This is a genomic window from Amycolatopsis plumensis, assembly GCF_042652605.1.
GTDB classification, from domain to species: domain Bacteria; phylum Actinomycetota; class Actinomycetes; order Mycobacteriales; family Pseudonocardiaceae; genus Amycolatopsis; species Amycolatopsis plumensis.
The window spans coordinates 6,563,455-6,576,635 of record NZ_JBHSJY010000001.1; the positions used below are offsets into that span (position 1 = coordinate 6,563,455).

Below are 13,181 nucleotides of genomic sequence, written 5' to 3' on the forward strand. Positions count from 1 at the left end.
GCGCCGTGACGGACGCCACGCTCACTGCGCCGGGCGGCGGGGGCGGAAGTCGCGCTCGGTCTCGACCTCGCCTTCCGGCGTGTGGACGAAGTGCCCGACCCGGCGCTTCCGCGCGATCTGCCGCCCCGCCAGCACGGCGTCGACGCGGCGGGGGGAGGTGTTGGACGCCCGGCGGCCGCCTTCGACGCGGTTCTTCCACAGTCCGTCTTCGTAGTAGGTGTGCACGTCACCCTCGGCCACGACGCCGCCTCCCATCGTGAGTGCTGGAAGGCTGCGGATGCCCGGGGACGTAGCGGACAAACGTTATCCGGCGTTCAAGCCAGGCCGAGTACTTCGATGGCGTTGTCCTTGAGGATCAGCGGGCGCACCTCGTCCTTGAGGTCCAGTTCCGCGAAGTCGGCGAGCCAGCGGTCCGGGGTGATCACCGGGAAGTCCGACCCGAACAGGACTTTCCGCTTCAGCAGCGAGTTGGCCGCGCGCACCAGCTGCGGCGGGAAGTACTTCGGCGACCAGCCCGACAGGTCGATGTACACGTTCGCCTTGTGCGTCGCGACCGAGATCGCTTCGTCCTGCCACGGCACCGACGGGTGCGCCAGGATCACCGTGAGGTCCGGGAAGTCGGCGGCGACGTCGTCGAGCAGCATCGGGTTCGAGTAGCGCAGCTTGATGCCGTGCCCGCCCGGCAGGCCGGCGCCGATGCCGGTCTGCCCGGTGTGGAACAGGGCCGGCACGCCCAGCTCCGCGATGGCTTCGTAGAGCGGGTAGTACCGGACGTCGTTGGGCTCGAACGCCTGCAGGCTCGGGTGGAACTTGAACCCGCGCACGCCGTGCTCGCCCACCAGCCGCCGCGCGCGCAGCACGGCGGCCTTGCCGGCGTGCGGGTCGACCGAGCCGAACGGGATGAGCACGTCCGCGTGCTCGGCGGCCGCGTCGGCGATCTCCTCGCTCGAAAGCGCGGGGTGCCCGGTCGCGGCCGGCGCTTCGACCGTGAAGACGACCGCGGCCATGTTCCGCGCCCGGTAGTGCTCGGCGATCGCGGCGACCGTCGGCGTGCGGTCCTGGCCGGCGCGGAAGTACTTCTCCGACGCGTCCAGCAGTTCCTGGTCGAGGGCGAAGCAGCCGTGGCCGTCTTGCTCGACGTGCGTGTGGACGTCGATGGCGGTCAGGGAGGAAAGGTCCACGAAGAGCTCCAGGTCAGGGCAGGTCGGGCTGCGCGGCCTTGGCGGCCAGCAGGCGGTCGAGGACGGCGTCGCGGGCGGCGGCGAGCCGGTCGGGATCGGTGCCGGCCAGTTCGGCGTCGACCCCGGCGACGAGGGTTTCGGCGAGCTCCGGCGTCAGGTGGACCCGGCCGAGGTCGCGCCACCACTGCTCGGTCGGCGGGCCGAGGTGGCGCAGGACGTGTGCCAGCCCGCCCGCGCCGCCGGAGAGGTGCTGGTTGGCGAACGGGCCGAGCACGGCCCAGCGCAGGCCGGGCCCGTTGGCGATGGCGGCGTCGATGTCGGCGACCGTCGCGACGCCGCGTTCGACGAGCGAGTACGCCTCCTGCCACAGCGCCGCCTGCAGCCGGTTCGCGACGTGGCCCGGCACCTCCTGCGCGAGGCGGATGGGCCGCTTCCCGAGCGAGGTGTAGAACGCCATGGCCCGCTCGACGACCTCGGGCGCGGTGTCGCGGCCCGGCACGACCTCGACGAGCGGGATGAGGTGCGCCGGGTTAAACGGGTGCCCGACGACGACCCGCTCGGGGTGGTGCGGGCAGCCGCGGGCGATGACGCTCGGCAGCAATCCGGACGAGCTGCTCGCCAGGACCACGTCCGGCCGCGCGGCCTCGTCGAGGACGGCGAACAGCGCGTGCTTCACGTCTTCGCGCTCCGGCCCGTTCTCCTGGACGAAATCGGCTTCCGCCGCGGCGGAGCCGGCGTCGGCGACGAACCGCAGCCGGTCCGTCGGCGTGCCTTCGAGCGCACTCCGCAGCCGCTCTTCGGCCCCGGGCGCCGGATCGGTGGCGATGACGTCCAGGCCCCGGTCCAGGAACAGAGCGGCCCAGCTCGCGCCGATCACCCCGGTGCCGACGACCGCGACGGTGGTCATGCGGACGCCCCGAAGTGGTCCAGCGCGGTGGGATCGGCCAGGACGTCCCGGCCGACGACGTCGTCGACGCGGGCGCCGAGCAGGAGTTTCTTCACCGGCAGCTCCAGTTTCTTCCCGGTGCGGTTGCGGGGGATCGACGGCACGGCGGTGATCGCGTCCGGCACGTGCCGCGGCGAAAGCGCGGTCCGCAACGCCGAAGTGATCTTGCCGCGCAAGCCGTCGTCGAGTTCGGCGCCGGACCGCAGCGCCACGAACAACCGCAGGTCGCCGTTGCCGCCCGCGGGGTCTTCGAGGTGCACGACGAGGGAGTCCTCGATCTCCGGCAGCTCCTCGACCACGGCGTAGAACTCGGCGGTGCCCAGCCGGACGCCGCCGCGGTTGAGGGTGGCGTCCGATCGCCCGGCGATGACGCAGCTGCCTTCGGGGCCGAACCGGATCCAGTCGCCATGCCGCCAGATGCCGGGATAGGTCGAGAAGTACGTCTCGCGATAACGCTCCCCGGAGTCGCCCCAGAAGCCCACCGGCATCGACGGCATCGGCGCGGTGATCACCAGCTCGCCCAGCTCGCCGACCACCGGGGTTCCGTGCTCGTCGAACGCCTGCGCGTCGACGCCCAGGCAGGGCCCGGAAATCTCGCCCGCCACGACCGGCTGCAGCGGGCTGCCCTGGACGATCCCGCTGCACACGTCCGTGCCGCCGCTGCCGACGTTGAGCAGGACGCCCGGGAACTTCTCGTGCACCCAGTGGAAGCCCTCGGCGGGCAGCGGGCTGCCGGCCGCGCCGAGCTGCCGCAGCGCGGAGAGGTCGTACTCGGCGGCGGGGTCGAGGCCCGCTTTCCGGCACGCCATCAGGAATCCCGGGCTCGCGCCCATCAGCGTTGCCCGCGTCTGTTCGGCCAGCCGCCACTGCCAGGCCAGGTCCGGGTGCAGCGGGTTGCCGTCGACCAGCACGATCGACGTGCCGGTGAGCAACCCCGAGACGAGCGCGTTCCACATCATCCAGGCGGTGGTGGAGAACCACAGCATCCGGTCGCCCGGGCGCAGGTCCCAGCTGAGGCCGTGGTTCTTCAGGTGCTCCAGCAGGATCCCGCCGTGGCCGTGCACGATCGCCTTGGGCTTTCCGGTGGTGCCGGAGGAGAACAGCACGCACAGCGGGTGCGCGAAGCCGACCGGTTCGAAGCCGGGCTCGCTTTCGGTGAGCAGGTCGTTCCAGGCGAGTGTGCCGGGCAGGTCGTGGCCGCCGTAGGGGACGTGCACGACGTGCTCGGCGGTCGGCAGGCCCGCGCGGATCTCGGCGACCTCGGCGCGGCGGTCGACGTCCTTGGCGCCGTAGCGGTAGCCGGACACCGTCAGCAGCACCCGCGGCTCGATCTGGCCGAACCGGTCGATCACCGACCGGGCGCCGAACTCCGGCGCGCAGGACGCCCAGATCGCGCCCAGGCTCGCGACCGCGAGGTAGGCGACCACCGCTTCGGGGATGTTCGGCAGGTACGCCACGACGCGGTCGCCGCGGCCGACGCCGAGCCGGGCCAGCCCCGCGCGGGCGCGGGCGACCTGGTCGCGCAGCCGGGCCCAGGTCAGCTCGGTGCGCTCCCGCGTCTGGGAGTAGGCGATGACCGCGGGTGCGTCGTCCGGGCCGTGGCCGAGGGCGTGCTCGGCGTAGTTGAGGGTCGCGCCGGGGAACCACGTCGTGCCCGGCATGGTCCGGTCGGGCACGACCGCGGTGGCGGGGGAGTGGAACCGGACGCCGAAGAAGTCCTTGATCGAGGACCAGAAGCCGTCGAGATCGGTGACCGACCACCGGTGCAGGTCCGCGTAGCCGTCGAAGACGTGCCCGCGGGTTTCCAGCCACCGCAGGTACCGGCCGATCTCGGTGGTTTCGCGGACGTCGGGCGCGACCGGGCGCAGGATCATCGGCCGACCTTCCCGGCCCGCTTCTCGAGGAACGCCTGCATCTTCTCCTTCGCTTCGGAGCTGCCACTGGCGACCGCGGCCATCAGCGCCTCCATCAGGTAGCCCTCGGCCGGGTTGGCCTCGGCGATGCGGGGCAGCGCCTGCAGGACGGCGAAGTTCGTGATCGGCGAGTTGTCCGCGATCTTGCGGGCCAGGCCGAGCGCGTGCTCCAGCCCGTTGTCCACGCGGTAGTGCGACAACCCGGCGGCGTGGCCCTCGTCGGCGTCGAGGACGCGGCCGGTGAGCATCATGTCGGCCATCCGGTGCGCCCCGATCAGCCGCGGCACCCGCACCGACGCGCCGCCGCCGACGAACAGCCCGCGCTGTCCCTCCGGCAGGGCGTAGAACGCCGACGGTTCGGCGACGCGGATGTGCGCCGCGGCCGCCAGTTCCAGGCCGCCGCCGACGACCGCGCCCTTGAGCACGGCGACCACCGGCACCCGCCCGCGTTCGAGCCGCTCGAAGGCGCGGTGCCACATCATCGAGTGCTCCAGGCCCTCGAACGCGTCGCGCTCGGTGAGCTCGGACAGGTCCAGCCCGGCGGAGAAGTGGTCGCCGACGGCGTCGAGCACGACGGCCTTGACCCCCGGCGGCGGGCTGCCGAAGAACGTCTCGAGGCCGAGCACGGTCGCGTCGTCGAGGGCGTTGCGCTTCTCGGGACGGGCCAGCCACAGCACGGCGATGTCGTCCCGCAGCTCCAGGCGCAGCGAGGGGGGCAGGAGGGGGGTGGTCATGCGGATCCGTTCGTGAAGGTTTCGGCGGCCAGCGTGCGCAGTTCGACGCGGCGGATCTTGCCGGTGGCGTTGCGGGGCAGGGTGTCGGTGAACTGCACGTGCTTGGGGATCTTGTAGCGGGCCAGGTGCCGTTCGAGGTGGGCGCGGAACCGCGGTTCGTCGAGCTGCGCCCCGGGCCGCACCACGACGAAGGCCGCCCCGGCCTCGCCCCAGCGCTCGTCGGGCACGCCGACCACGGCGCAGGCGTCGACCTCGTCGAGCCGGACGGCGACGGCTTCGATCTCGGCCGGGTACACGTTCTCCCCGCCGGAGATGATCATGTCCTTGACCCGGTCGACGACGTGCGCCCAGCCGTCGTCGTCGACGCGGACGACGTCACCGGTGCGGAACCAGCCGCCCTCGACGAAGCTCGCCTTCGACTCCTCGGGACGGTTCCAGTAGCCCCCGAAGACGTGCGGGCCGCGCACCAGCAGCTCGGCCGGGGTCCCGTCGAGCGGCTGCGGGGTGAGCTCGGGGCCGAGCGCGGCCACGTCGGTGAAGAAGTGCGGCACCCCGGCGGCGACCGGGTGGTCGAGAGTGCCCTCGTGGGTGGCCATCGAGACGCCCGGGGCGGCCTCGGTCATGCCGTAGCCCTGCAGGAGCTTCACGCCGCGGTCGAGCCACGCCTGCGCGACGCGTTCGGCCACCGGGGAGCCGCCGTAGAGCACACACGTCAGTGAGCTGAGGTCGGTGGCGTCCCAGGATTCGTGCCGCCACATCATCTCCAGCATCGTCGGCACCGCCGAAAAGCTGGTGATCCCGGCTTCGCCGATCCGGGCGAGGATGGTGCCCGGGTCGAACTTGGCCACCGGTTCGACGCTGCCGCCCTTGAACAGCGTCGGCAGCGTGATCTGGCCCAGCCCGACGCAGTGGAACAGCGGCGCGATGCACAACGCCTTGTCGGTGCCCAGGACGTCGAGGTGGGCGAGCTGGTTGACGGTGTTCCAGGTCAGGTTGCCGTGGGTGAGGACCGCCGCCTTCGGCCGTCCGGTGGTGCCCGAGGTGTAGAGCAGCAGGCACGGATCATCGAGCCGCACCTCGGTGTCCGGCGCGGGTCCACCCTCGGCGATCTCGGGTTCGAAGTCCTCCTCGGTCGCGATGACGACGCCGTCCGGGAGCCCGCCGGCCGCCGCCACGAGGCCGGCGGTGTCCGCGCTGTGCACGAGGACCGAGGCGCCGCTGTCGGCGAGCATGTACCGGATCTCGGCCGGGGAGAGCCGGTAGTTGAGCGGGACGAAGATCGCGCCGCAGCGGGCGGTGGCGAAGAGCGTCTCGAACACGGTGATGTCGTTGACGCCCAGGTAGGCCACCCGGTCACCCGGACGCACGCCTCGCCGGGTCAGCGCCCCGGCGAGGCTTTCCACCCGGTCGGCGAGCTCGGCGTAGGTGAGCGACCGGCCGGCCTGCACCAGGGCGGTGCGGGCCGGGTTGATCCGCGCCCGCCGCGCGGGCCAGCTGCCCAGACCGAAGTCGGGGAGGTTCACCGCTGCCTCCTTCACCACGGCAGCACGGGCTTGATCGCCGTGCCGGCGAGCAGGTCGTCGCCCGCCTCCTGAATCTGCCCGAACTCCGAGCGGGTGACCAGCTTTTCGAGTGGGCACCGGCCGGCGGCGACGAGCCGGGCCGGCCGGGTGCCGGGGCGCTCCTCCACTGCGGTCATCGGCGTGCTCCTCACTGAGCGAGGTCTATATCAGGAACCCTGACATGGACCAGGATGCGGCGGGCGGCCCGTCCGTGTCAAGGGACCGGGCCCGCGCCCGGGCGCGGCGGGATTTCCGGCGCAATTTTTTTGACCGTCCGTTAACCGAATCCCTTGTGGACGGACGAGTTTTTCAACGGGGAACCGGATGTTTCACCCCAGTGGCGAGGATCCGTAACGACCGTGGGCGGAATGCCGACTCCAGCGTGCCCGGGAATGGGCCGTGTCCGTTCCGTCCGGCCCGCCGGGCTGTCGGAAAAGAGGTCACCCGTGAACCCGAAGAACCTCCGGCGGTTCGCCCGCCGATCCCTGCCGCCCGGCGCCGCGGTGTCCGCTCTGCTGGCCGGCGCCGGTGTCGCCGTCGCCACCACCTTCGCCGCCGGGGTGCCGGTCGCGGTGCCCGACCACCCGCTCGGTGGCGGGGCCGCGTGCGCCGCGCTCGTCGCGCAGCAGGAGGCCCGCGGCAGCGTCAACCACCCCGCGTCCGAGGTCGAGCCGTACGTCGCCGCCGACCCGGCCGACCCGCGCCACCTGGTCGGCTCGGCGCAGCAGGACCGCTGGAACGACGGCGGCTCGAACGGCCTGACCACCGTCGTCTCCCGTGACGGCGGGGCGACCTGGACCCCGGCCGCCGCGCAGCCCGCGTTCAGTATCTGCGCCGGCGCGACGGCCGGCTCGCCCGGCTACTTCCAGCGGACCACCGACCCGTGGGTCAGCTTCTCCGCCGACGGCCGGGTCGTGTATTCGATCGCGGACTCGTTCAACGCCGACGGCCCGGCGTTCGGCGGCGCGAGCGCGATTCTGGTCAGCCGTTCCCTCGACGGCGGCGACCACTGGGAAACGCCGGTCGTCGCGCGCCTGGACACCTCGACGCAGGTGCTCAACGACAAGGAAACGGTGACCGCGGACCCGCTGCTCGCCGACCGGGCGTACGCGGTGTGGGACCAGCTGGTCTCGCCGCAGAGCCACGCCAACCCGAGCGCGTACACGCACGCGATCACCTACCGCGGCCCGGCCTACTTCTCCCGCACCACCGACCGGGGCGCGACCTGGAGCACCGGCCGGATCATCTTCGACCCCGGGCAGAACGACCAGACGATCGGCAACCAGATCGTCGTGCCGACCACCGGCCCGGCGCGCGGCGTGCTGATCGACGGCTTCGACCTGATCACCAACAAGGGTGGCGCCTGCCCGTACACGCACGGCGGCCGGCATTGCCGCGGCTCTTCGACGTCGACCGCGGCGGTCGTCCGGTCCACCGACGGCGGGACGACGTGGTCCGGCGCGATCGGCATCGACACCCAGCAGGTGGCCTCGGTGACGATCGCCGGCCACCCGGTCCGCTCCAGCGACGAGCTGCCCGAGTTCGCCGTCAACCCGGTCAACGGCTTCGTGTACGCGGTCTGGCAGGACGCCCGGTTCAGCGCGACGGGCGCCTCGAAGATCGCCTTCGCCCAGTCCGCCGACGGCGGGCTGACGTGGGGTGACACGATCCGCGTCGACCAGGCGCCGGGGGACACGCCCGCGTTCGTGCCGCAGATCCGCGTCACCGCCGACGGCACGATCGGCTTGAGCTACTACGACCTGCAGAACGCGACCGCGGCGCAGCCCGGCCTCACCGACGCCTTCCTCGCCCACTGCCACGCCGCCACGAGCGACTGCGGCAACCCGGCGAACTGGGCCGTCAACGGCCGGACGAGGCTGACCGCGACGTCGTTCGACTTCACGACCGCCCCGGACGCCGGCGGCTACTTCCTCGGCGACTACTCCGGGCTCGCGGCCACGGGGCCGGCGTTGACGGCGTACTTCGGCGTCGCGCGGCCGGTGGCGGTCAGCGGGGCGTCGGACATCTTCGCCAACCACGCCGGATAGCGGTCCCGGACATGATTCACCCGGATGGGTGGTTTGAATGGCGCGCGTGCGGGTCGCGTGCGGAGGTAGGGGGTTCGGCCGTTGGCGGGGTTGCGCCGTTCGGATCAAGGACTACGCTGCGAAGTGCGGTCAAGCAGCACCATCCGTCCCCCGAACTTGCCAGCGACCGAACGGGTCCGGCACCCGTTCGTCACGTCATCTGCGAATGAGGCGTGGAGAATGTTAGTCGTCCAGCCCCCAGCGACGGCGATCCCCGTAGCGCCGTCGAAGCGCGAACAATTCGACATCCAGGTGATCCGCCCGTACTTCGGCGCGGTCATGATCCGCATCCGCGGCGCGCTCGACGCGGACAGCGCACCCCAGGTGCGGTCGGCGCTGAGCACCTGGGCCCACCGCCGCTTCCCGGTCCTCGTGCTCGACCTGTCCGAGGTCGACTTCCTCGACGGCGCGGGTCTCGCGGCCCTGGGCGGCATCCAGGCGCGAGTGGCCCGCGAGAACGCGACCCTGCGCATCGTCACGGGTGACAACCGGGTGGTGCGCCGGGCGTTGTCGGCCACCGGGCTCGACCACGCGCTCAACGTCAGCCGCCTGCCGTCCGGGTGGGAACGCGCCACGGAGATCCCCGGCCAAAGCTGAGTGGTGCCCGCCGGTGGCCGCCCGCAGTGCCGGGCGGCCACCGACGGGCGCCCCAACCGACCCTCCAGGCACGCAAGCCGACCCTCCAGGTTACGCAAGCCGACGCTCCAGGCACGCAAACCGACCATTCCGGTACGCGGCCCGATTCTGCGGGTGCGCGAGCTGACCCTCCAGGCACGCAACCCGACCGTTCCGGTACGCGAGCCGACCGTTCCGGCGCGGCCCGGCCTTTCCGGCTGCGTGCTGTGCTCAGGGGCGGTCGAGCGGGGCCAGCTCTTCGAACGGCCGCCGCACGCGCACCAACCGGTCCGACGTGTCCACGTCCTCCCACGCCACGTACCGGCTGTGGCGGTGCACCCAGCGGATCAGCCTCACCAGCGGCACCGGCCCCCGCTGGTCGTGGCGCTGGTAGCCGAACAGCCGCACGCGCGTGCGTCCCACGATCACCCCGCGCACCACCAGCTGCGGCAGCCCGTCGTTGCCCGGCGTCGCTTCGGCGCGGATCTCGCGGATCGCGCCGAGGTCGCGGCCCGCCGGGTCGCGGACCGGGCGGCCGATCAGGTCACCGGCTCGCACGGCCCGCTCCCGGAATCCGGCCGATCACGCGGCGGCGCAGCCAGTCCTCCGACGGGCTGGTCGTGGCCTGGGCGACGGCCGTCGTCACCACGATCGTCGGCTCGACGCGGCGGATGGCGGTCATGGGGATGCGTTGCGGCGCCTGGGCGCGGAAGCCGCGGCCGACGTGGTGCAGGAGCCTGCCGATCGGGCCGCCCATGCGGTCCGCCAGTGCCTCCGGGCCGACCAGGAGCGCGTCGACGACCCACCGCCCGTCTTCGGTGCGGAGCTCGAGGTCGTCGACCTTGCCGACCACCGTGCCGTCCTCGCCGATGATCTGCCGGTCGAGCAGGGTGTCGCCCAGGTCGACGAGGCCGAGATCGGTCCACGGGTTCATTGGCCTGCTCCGGTGAAGATCATGAGGGGGATCGCCACCAGCGCCGCGACGGCGATGACGACGAGCATGACGACGCCGACGGTGTTGCTGAAGTGGCCGTTGGCGTGCTTGCCGAGGTACTCGCGGTCGTTGGCGACGATGAGCACCGGCAGGTAGGTCAGCGGCAGCGCCACCGCCGAGAAGATCAGCGAAATCTCGGTCAGGCCGACCGGATCGAGCCCCGTCTGCACCACCAGCACCGCGATCAGCAGGCCGGCGCCGACGGTCAGGTGGAACCGGGCGGCGTTGCGCGGCGCGCGGCGCTTGCCCCAGTCCCAGCCGAAGTACTGCGCCAGCATGTACCCCGACGACAGGCCCGTTTCCAGCGCCGCCCCGAAGGTCGCGGCGAAGATGCCGATCAGCACAATCACCAGGCCCGCGGTGCCGAGCGCGAGCGTCACCGGCAGCACGATCTGGCTGACCTGGCTGACGTCGACCCCCGCCGGGAACAGCACGATCGCCGAGCACGCCATCACGGCGATGGCCAGCAGCCCGCCGAGGGGGAACCCGAGCAGCACGTTGGCCCGCTGGACCGACAGGTCCTTGACCGTCCAGCCCTCTTCGACGCCACCGGAGGAGAAGAAGAACACCTCGTACGGCGTCATCGCCGACGCGAACAGCGCCACCGCGTGGTAGGCGTAGGTCGGCAGCGCCTGGTCGGGCGGCGGGGCGAGCCCGGCGACCTGCGCGCCCAGCGACGACCAGTCGGGGTGCAGGAAGAACACCGCGACGGCGAACACGCCGATCGCCAGCCCGCCGAGACCGAACCCGGTCTCCATCCGCTCGAAGCCGACCCGCCAGACCACCAGCCAGATGAGCACGCCGATCGGCAGCACCCACACCAGCCGGTCGACCCCGGAGGCGAGCTCGATGACGATCGCGACGCCACCGATCTCCGCGCACACGGTCAGCAGCGTGATGAGGAACGACCCGGCGAGGTTGAGCATGGCCATCCGCGGGCCGAGGCGTTCGCGGATCAGGTCGAACACCGGACGCCCGGACACCGCCACGATCCGCCCGGACATGTCGGCGTACACGCAGATCCCGAGCACGCCGAGGACGGTCACCCAGACCATCGCCATCCCGTAGCGGGCGCCGACGACGCCGCTCTCGACGAGGTCGCCGATGTCGACGAAGCCGCCGACTGCGGTGAGGATGCCGAGGGTGACGGCGAGGAACTTCTTGCTCACGACGTCACACCCCAGCGCGCGAGCTCGCCGATGAGGCCCTGCAGTTCGGCGTCGATCCGGTCGAGCCCGTCGTCGGTGCCGTCGCCGAGGCCGTCGTCGAGCCGGTGGGCCACCGCGACCGCGCGGTCGGTGATCGACGCGAGCGCCGCGCGGGCGCGGTCGTCGGTCAGCTTGCCGACGTCCTGGCCAACCGCGCCGAGTTCGTCGGCCGCGTCCCGGACGGTGACCGACAGGCTCGGCACGGGCGGCACCTCGTCCCGGTCGGCGGTCACCACCAGCCGCAGGAGTTCGAGCTGACCGCGGATCTCGCGTCCGGCGTGCACGGTTTCGGCCTGGGGGTCGGCGCCGCAGGCCGCCAGCGTCGCGACCGCGACGACGGCGGCCATCGCGCAGCGCCGACTTCGCCGTAGCACGGTCACTCGGCCGGGGTACCCGATTGCGGAGCGGACAAACCTCCACCGTGGACAGACAGGGTGGTTGAACCCGTGCGGGGGTGGGAAATTGGGGGCCATGCCGAGCGAAATGTCTCCTCGGGCCGGGGATGGACCGGACGAAAACGACCTTCCGGTCACCCGGCCGGCGTGGCCGGTCACGGCGCTCAGCGCGGCGGCCCAAGGCGGCCTCCTGTGGGTCCTCATCGCCGGGGTGCTGGCGTGGCGGCCGGGTCCCCGGCGCCGGGCGGCGGCGCGCGGGCTCGTGGCGGGTGCGGCCGGCATGGCGTGCGGCCACGCCGTCAAAGCGGTGGTGCGCCGCCCGCGGCCGCCGGCGCAGAGCCTGCCGGCCCACCGCGCGCTGCTCGAACAGCCGAAGTCGTCCGCGTTCCCCTCCACGCACGCGACGACGGCGGCCGCGTTCACGGTCGCCGTCGGGCTCACCTCGCCCGCGACGGGGGCGGCGATCGCGCCGCTGGCGGCCGCCGTCTGCTACAGCAGGCTCCGGACGCGGGCGCACTGGCCGACCGACGTGTACGGCGGGGTGGCGATCGGCGCCGTCGCGGGCGGCCTCGTGCACGGCCGGCTCAGGCGCGGAAGTACGCCCGGAAAGTAGTGCCGCCCTCGCCGGTGTGCAGGCGGACGAGATCGGCGAGGTGGTTGACGAGCAGCAGCCCGCGCCCGCGCGGCTGGTACGGGCTCGCGGGGTGGCGGCCGGCGAGGGGATCGGTGAGCCGGCCGCGGTCGTGGACCTCGCAGACGAACTCGCCGTCGCCGCCCCAGAACCGGACGGTGCCGGAGCCGCTGCCGTGTTCGACGCTGTTGGACAGCAGCTCGGTGACGACCATCTCGACGTCGCCGAGCCGGTCTTCGGCGAGCCCGCAGGCGGCCGCGCGGACGTGGGCCAGCGCCCGGGCCGCCGCGAGGTCGGTGGTGCCGTCCAGTTCGAACGCCCCGGACGGCACGGGCAGCGGCTGGTTGTACCGCTCGATCAGCCCGGTCGGGTCGAACGCCGGGCTGGAGCGCTGCCCGGTGCCGTCGATCAGGACCGGGTGCGTGGCCTCGGCGTCGGCGAGGACGTCCGGGGCGAGCGCGTCGGCGTCGTAAGGGCAGAGGATGGTCGCGTCCCGGCCGCTGAAGGCGAGGTTGATGAGGGCCTCGTGCTGGGCGCACGCCGGGTACTCGACGGCCGAGCGCGCCGCCCAGATCGGCTCGCCGATGATCCGCGCCGGCTTTCCGGGGTGGCTGTCGGCGAAGGCGCGCAGCACGCCGGGGATGATCCGCCCCGGGTTGCGCCCGGCCACGGTCATGTCCAGCAGGCGAACCCGCGCGGCGTCGGCGCCGAGTTCGCGTTCGATCAGCTCGAGGTTGGCGCCGGGGACCGCCACCGCCACCGGCTCGCCGGCGGCGAGGCCGTCGCGGACGAACGGCACGGTGCCCGCCAGGTACTCGGCGGCACCGCGGTAGAACAACGCGGGGTGCCCGAAGGTGCCGGTACCCGTCTCCGCGGTCGCGCTCAAGCCGCCTCTCCTTCCGCCCGGGACCTCAC

Annotated in this window: 15 protein-coding genes; 3 read left to right on the top strand and 12 right to left on the bottom strand. The window is 72.7% G+C overall.

The features are described from left to right. Positions 1-21 precede the first annotated feature (21 nt). The 7 genes from ACFPLC_RS31900 to ACFPLC_RS31930 all read right to left on the bottom strand — a co-directional run bounded on the left by ACFPLC_RS31900 (position 22) and on the right by ACFPLC_RS31930 (position 6,473). Positions 22-240, bottom strand: a complete 219-nt coding sequence (locus tag ACFPLC_RS31900) for a DUF2188 domain-containing protein (protein WP_191316760.1) — start codon at positions 238-240, stop codon at positions 22-24. Positions 241-314: 74 nt separating this feature from the next. Continuing rightward, the gene (couO, locus tag ACFPLC_RS31905; RefSeq protein WP_191316744.1) at positions 315-1,181 is read right to left on the bottom strand and encodes a 4-hydroxyphenyl-beta-ketoacyl-CoA hydrolase; all 867 of its coding nucleotides are present in this window, start codon (positions 1,179-1,181) and stop codon (positions 315-317) included. Between the two features lie 13 nt (positions 1,182-1,194). Further along, positions 1,195-2,088, bottom strand: a complete 894-nt coding sequence (locus tag ACFPLC_RS31910) for a 3-hydroxyacyl-CoA dehydrogenase NAD-binding domain-containing protein (protein WP_378235993.1) — start codon at positions 2,086-2,088, stop codon at positions 1,195-1,197. Then, complete coding sequence (locus tag ACFPLC_RS31915; RefSeq protein ID WP_378192334.1) at positions 2,085-4,001, bottom strand: acetoacetate--CoA ligase; 1,917 nt, start codon at positions 3,999-4,001, stop codon at positions 2,085-2,087. The genes ACFPLC_RS31910 and ACFPLC_RS31915 overlap by 4 nt, the downstream gene beginning before the upstream one ends. Continuing rightward, positions 3,998-4,774 (bottom strand): crotonase/enoyl-CoA hydratase family protein, encoded by a 777-nt coding sequence (locus ACFPLC_RS31920; protein WP_378192333.1) that lies wholly within the window; start codon positions 4,772-4,774, stop codon positions 3,998-4,000. Before ACFPLC_RS31920 ends, ACFPLC_RS31915 begins: the two co-directional genes overlap by 4 nt. Then, entirely contained in the window at positions 4,771-6,297 is a 1,527-nt protein-coding gene (locus ACFPLC_RS31925; protein ID WP_378192331.1) for an acyl-CoA synthetase, read from the bottom strand. The genes ACFPLC_RS31920 and ACFPLC_RS31925 overlap by 4 nt, the downstream gene beginning before the upstream one ends. A gap of 11 nt (positions 6,298-6,308) precedes the next feature. Then, complete coding sequence (locus ACFPLC_RS31930; RefSeq protein ID WP_378192330.1) at positions 6,309-6,473, bottom strand: hypothetical protein; 165 nt, start codon at positions 6,471-6,473, stop codon at positions 6,309-6,311. 255 nt (positions 6,474-6,728) lie between these two features. Here ACFPLC_RS31930 and ACFPLC_RS31935 point away from each other — a divergent pair, with 255 nt between their 5' ends. Next, the gene (locus ACFPLC_RS31935; protein ID WP_378235994.1) at positions 6,729-8,384 is read left to right on the top strand and encodes a sialidase family protein; all 1,656 of its coding nucleotides are present in this window, start codon (positions 6,729-6,731) and stop codon (positions 8,382-8,384) included. Between the two features lie 219 nt (positions 8,385-8,603). Further along, complete coding sequence (locus tag ACFPLC_RS31940; RefSeq protein WP_378192325.1) at positions 8,604-9,020, top strand: STAS domain-containing protein; 417 nt, start codon at positions 8,604-8,606, stop codon at positions 9,018-9,020. Positions 9,021-9,269: 249 nt separating this feature from the next. Here the strand turns inward: ACFPLC_RS31940 and ACFPLC_RS31945 are convergent, their stop codons facing one another. From ACFPLC_RS31945 to ACFPLC_RS31960, 4 genes are read right to left on the bottom strand one after another with little or no spacing between them, the layout of a single operon-like run. Beyond that, positions 9,270-9,596, bottom strand: a complete 327-nt coding sequence (locus tag ACFPLC_RS31945) for a hypothetical protein (protein WP_378192323.1) — start codon at positions 9,594-9,596, stop codon at positions 9,270-9,272. Next, positions 9,583-9,972 (bottom strand): PRC-barrel domain-containing protein, encoded by a 390-nt coding sequence (locus ACFPLC_RS31950; RefSeq protein WP_378192321.1) that lies wholly within the window; start codon positions 9,970-9,972, stop codon positions 9,583-9,585. Before ACFPLC_RS31950 ends, ACFPLC_RS31945 begins: the two co-directional genes overlap by 14 nt. After that, positions 9,969-11,201, bottom strand: coding sequence for an NRAMP family divalent metal transporter (locus ACFPLC_RS31955; protein ID WP_378192319.1), 1,233 nt, complete (start codon positions 11,199-11,201; stop codon positions 9,969-9,971). Before ACFPLC_RS31955 ends, ACFPLC_RS31950 begins: the two co-directional genes overlap by 4 nt. Further along, entirely contained in the window at positions 11,198-11,620 is a 423-nt protein-coding gene (locus ACFPLC_RS31960) for a hypothetical protein (RefSeq protein ID WP_378192317.1), read from the bottom strand. The genes ACFPLC_RS31955 and ACFPLC_RS31960 overlap by 4 nt, the downstream gene beginning before the upstream one ends. 91 nt (positions 11,621-11,711) lie before the next feature. On the opposite strand from ACFPLC_RS31960, the gene ACFPLC_RS31965 reads away from it, so the two are divergent. Next, entirely contained in the window at positions 11,712-12,248 is a 537-nt protein-coding gene (locus ACFPLC_RS31965; RefSeq protein ID WP_378192315.1) for a phosphatase PAP2 family protein, read from the top strand. On the opposite strand, the gene ACFPLC_RS31970 is transcribed toward ACFPLC_RS31965, so the two are convergent. Next, on the bottom strand, positions 12,220-13,152 hold the full coding sequence (locus ACFPLC_RS31970; protein WP_378192313.1) for an anti-sigma factor RsbA family regulatory protein: 933 nt from the start codon (positions 13,150-13,152) through the stop codon (positions 12,220-12,222). The two genes, ACFPLC_RS31965 and ACFPLC_RS31970, sit on opposite strands and share 29 nt — an antisense overlap. Between the last annotated feature and the right edge of the window lie 29 nt (positions 13,153-13,181).

What these genes read in the sequence shown, in the direction of transcription:
- ACFPLC_RS31950 (WP_378192321.1), bottom strand. Translation starts at nt 9,972, where the DNA reads ATGAACCCGTGGACCGATCTCGGCCTCGTCGACCTGGGCGACACCCTG.
- ACFPLC_RS31910 (WP_378235993.1), bottom strand. Translation starts at nt 2,088, where the DNA reads ATGACCACCGTCGCGGTCGTCGGCACCGGGGTGATCGGCGCGAGCTGG.
- ACFPLC_RS31940 (WP_378192325.1), top strand. Translation starts at nt 8,604, where the DNA reads ATGTTAGTCGTCCAGCCCCCAGCGACGGCGATCCCCGTAGCGCCGTCG.
- ACFPLC_RS31935 (WP_378235994.1), top strand. Translation starts at nt 6,729, where the DNA reads ATGGGCCGTGTCCGTTCCGTCCGGCCCGCCGGGCTGTCGGAAAAGAGG.
- ACFPLC_RS31920 (WP_378192333.1), bottom strand. Translation starts at nt 4,774, where the DNA reads ATGACCACCCCCCTCCTGCCCCCCTCGCTGCGCCTGGAGCTGCGGGAC.
- ACFPLC_RS31930 (WP_378192330.1), bottom strand. Translation starts at nt 6,473, where the DNA reads ATGACCGCAGTGGAGGAGCGCCCCGGCACCCGGCCGGCCCGGCTCGTC.
- ACFPLC_RS31965 (WP_378192315.1), top strand. Translation starts at nt 11,712, where the DNA reads ATGCCGAGCGAAATGTCTCCTCGGGCCGGGGATGGACCGGACGAAAAC.
- ACFPLC_RS31915 (WP_378192334.1), bottom strand. Translation starts at nt 4,001, where the DNA reads ATGATCCTGCGCCCGGTCGCGCCCGACGTCCGCGAAACCACCGAGATC.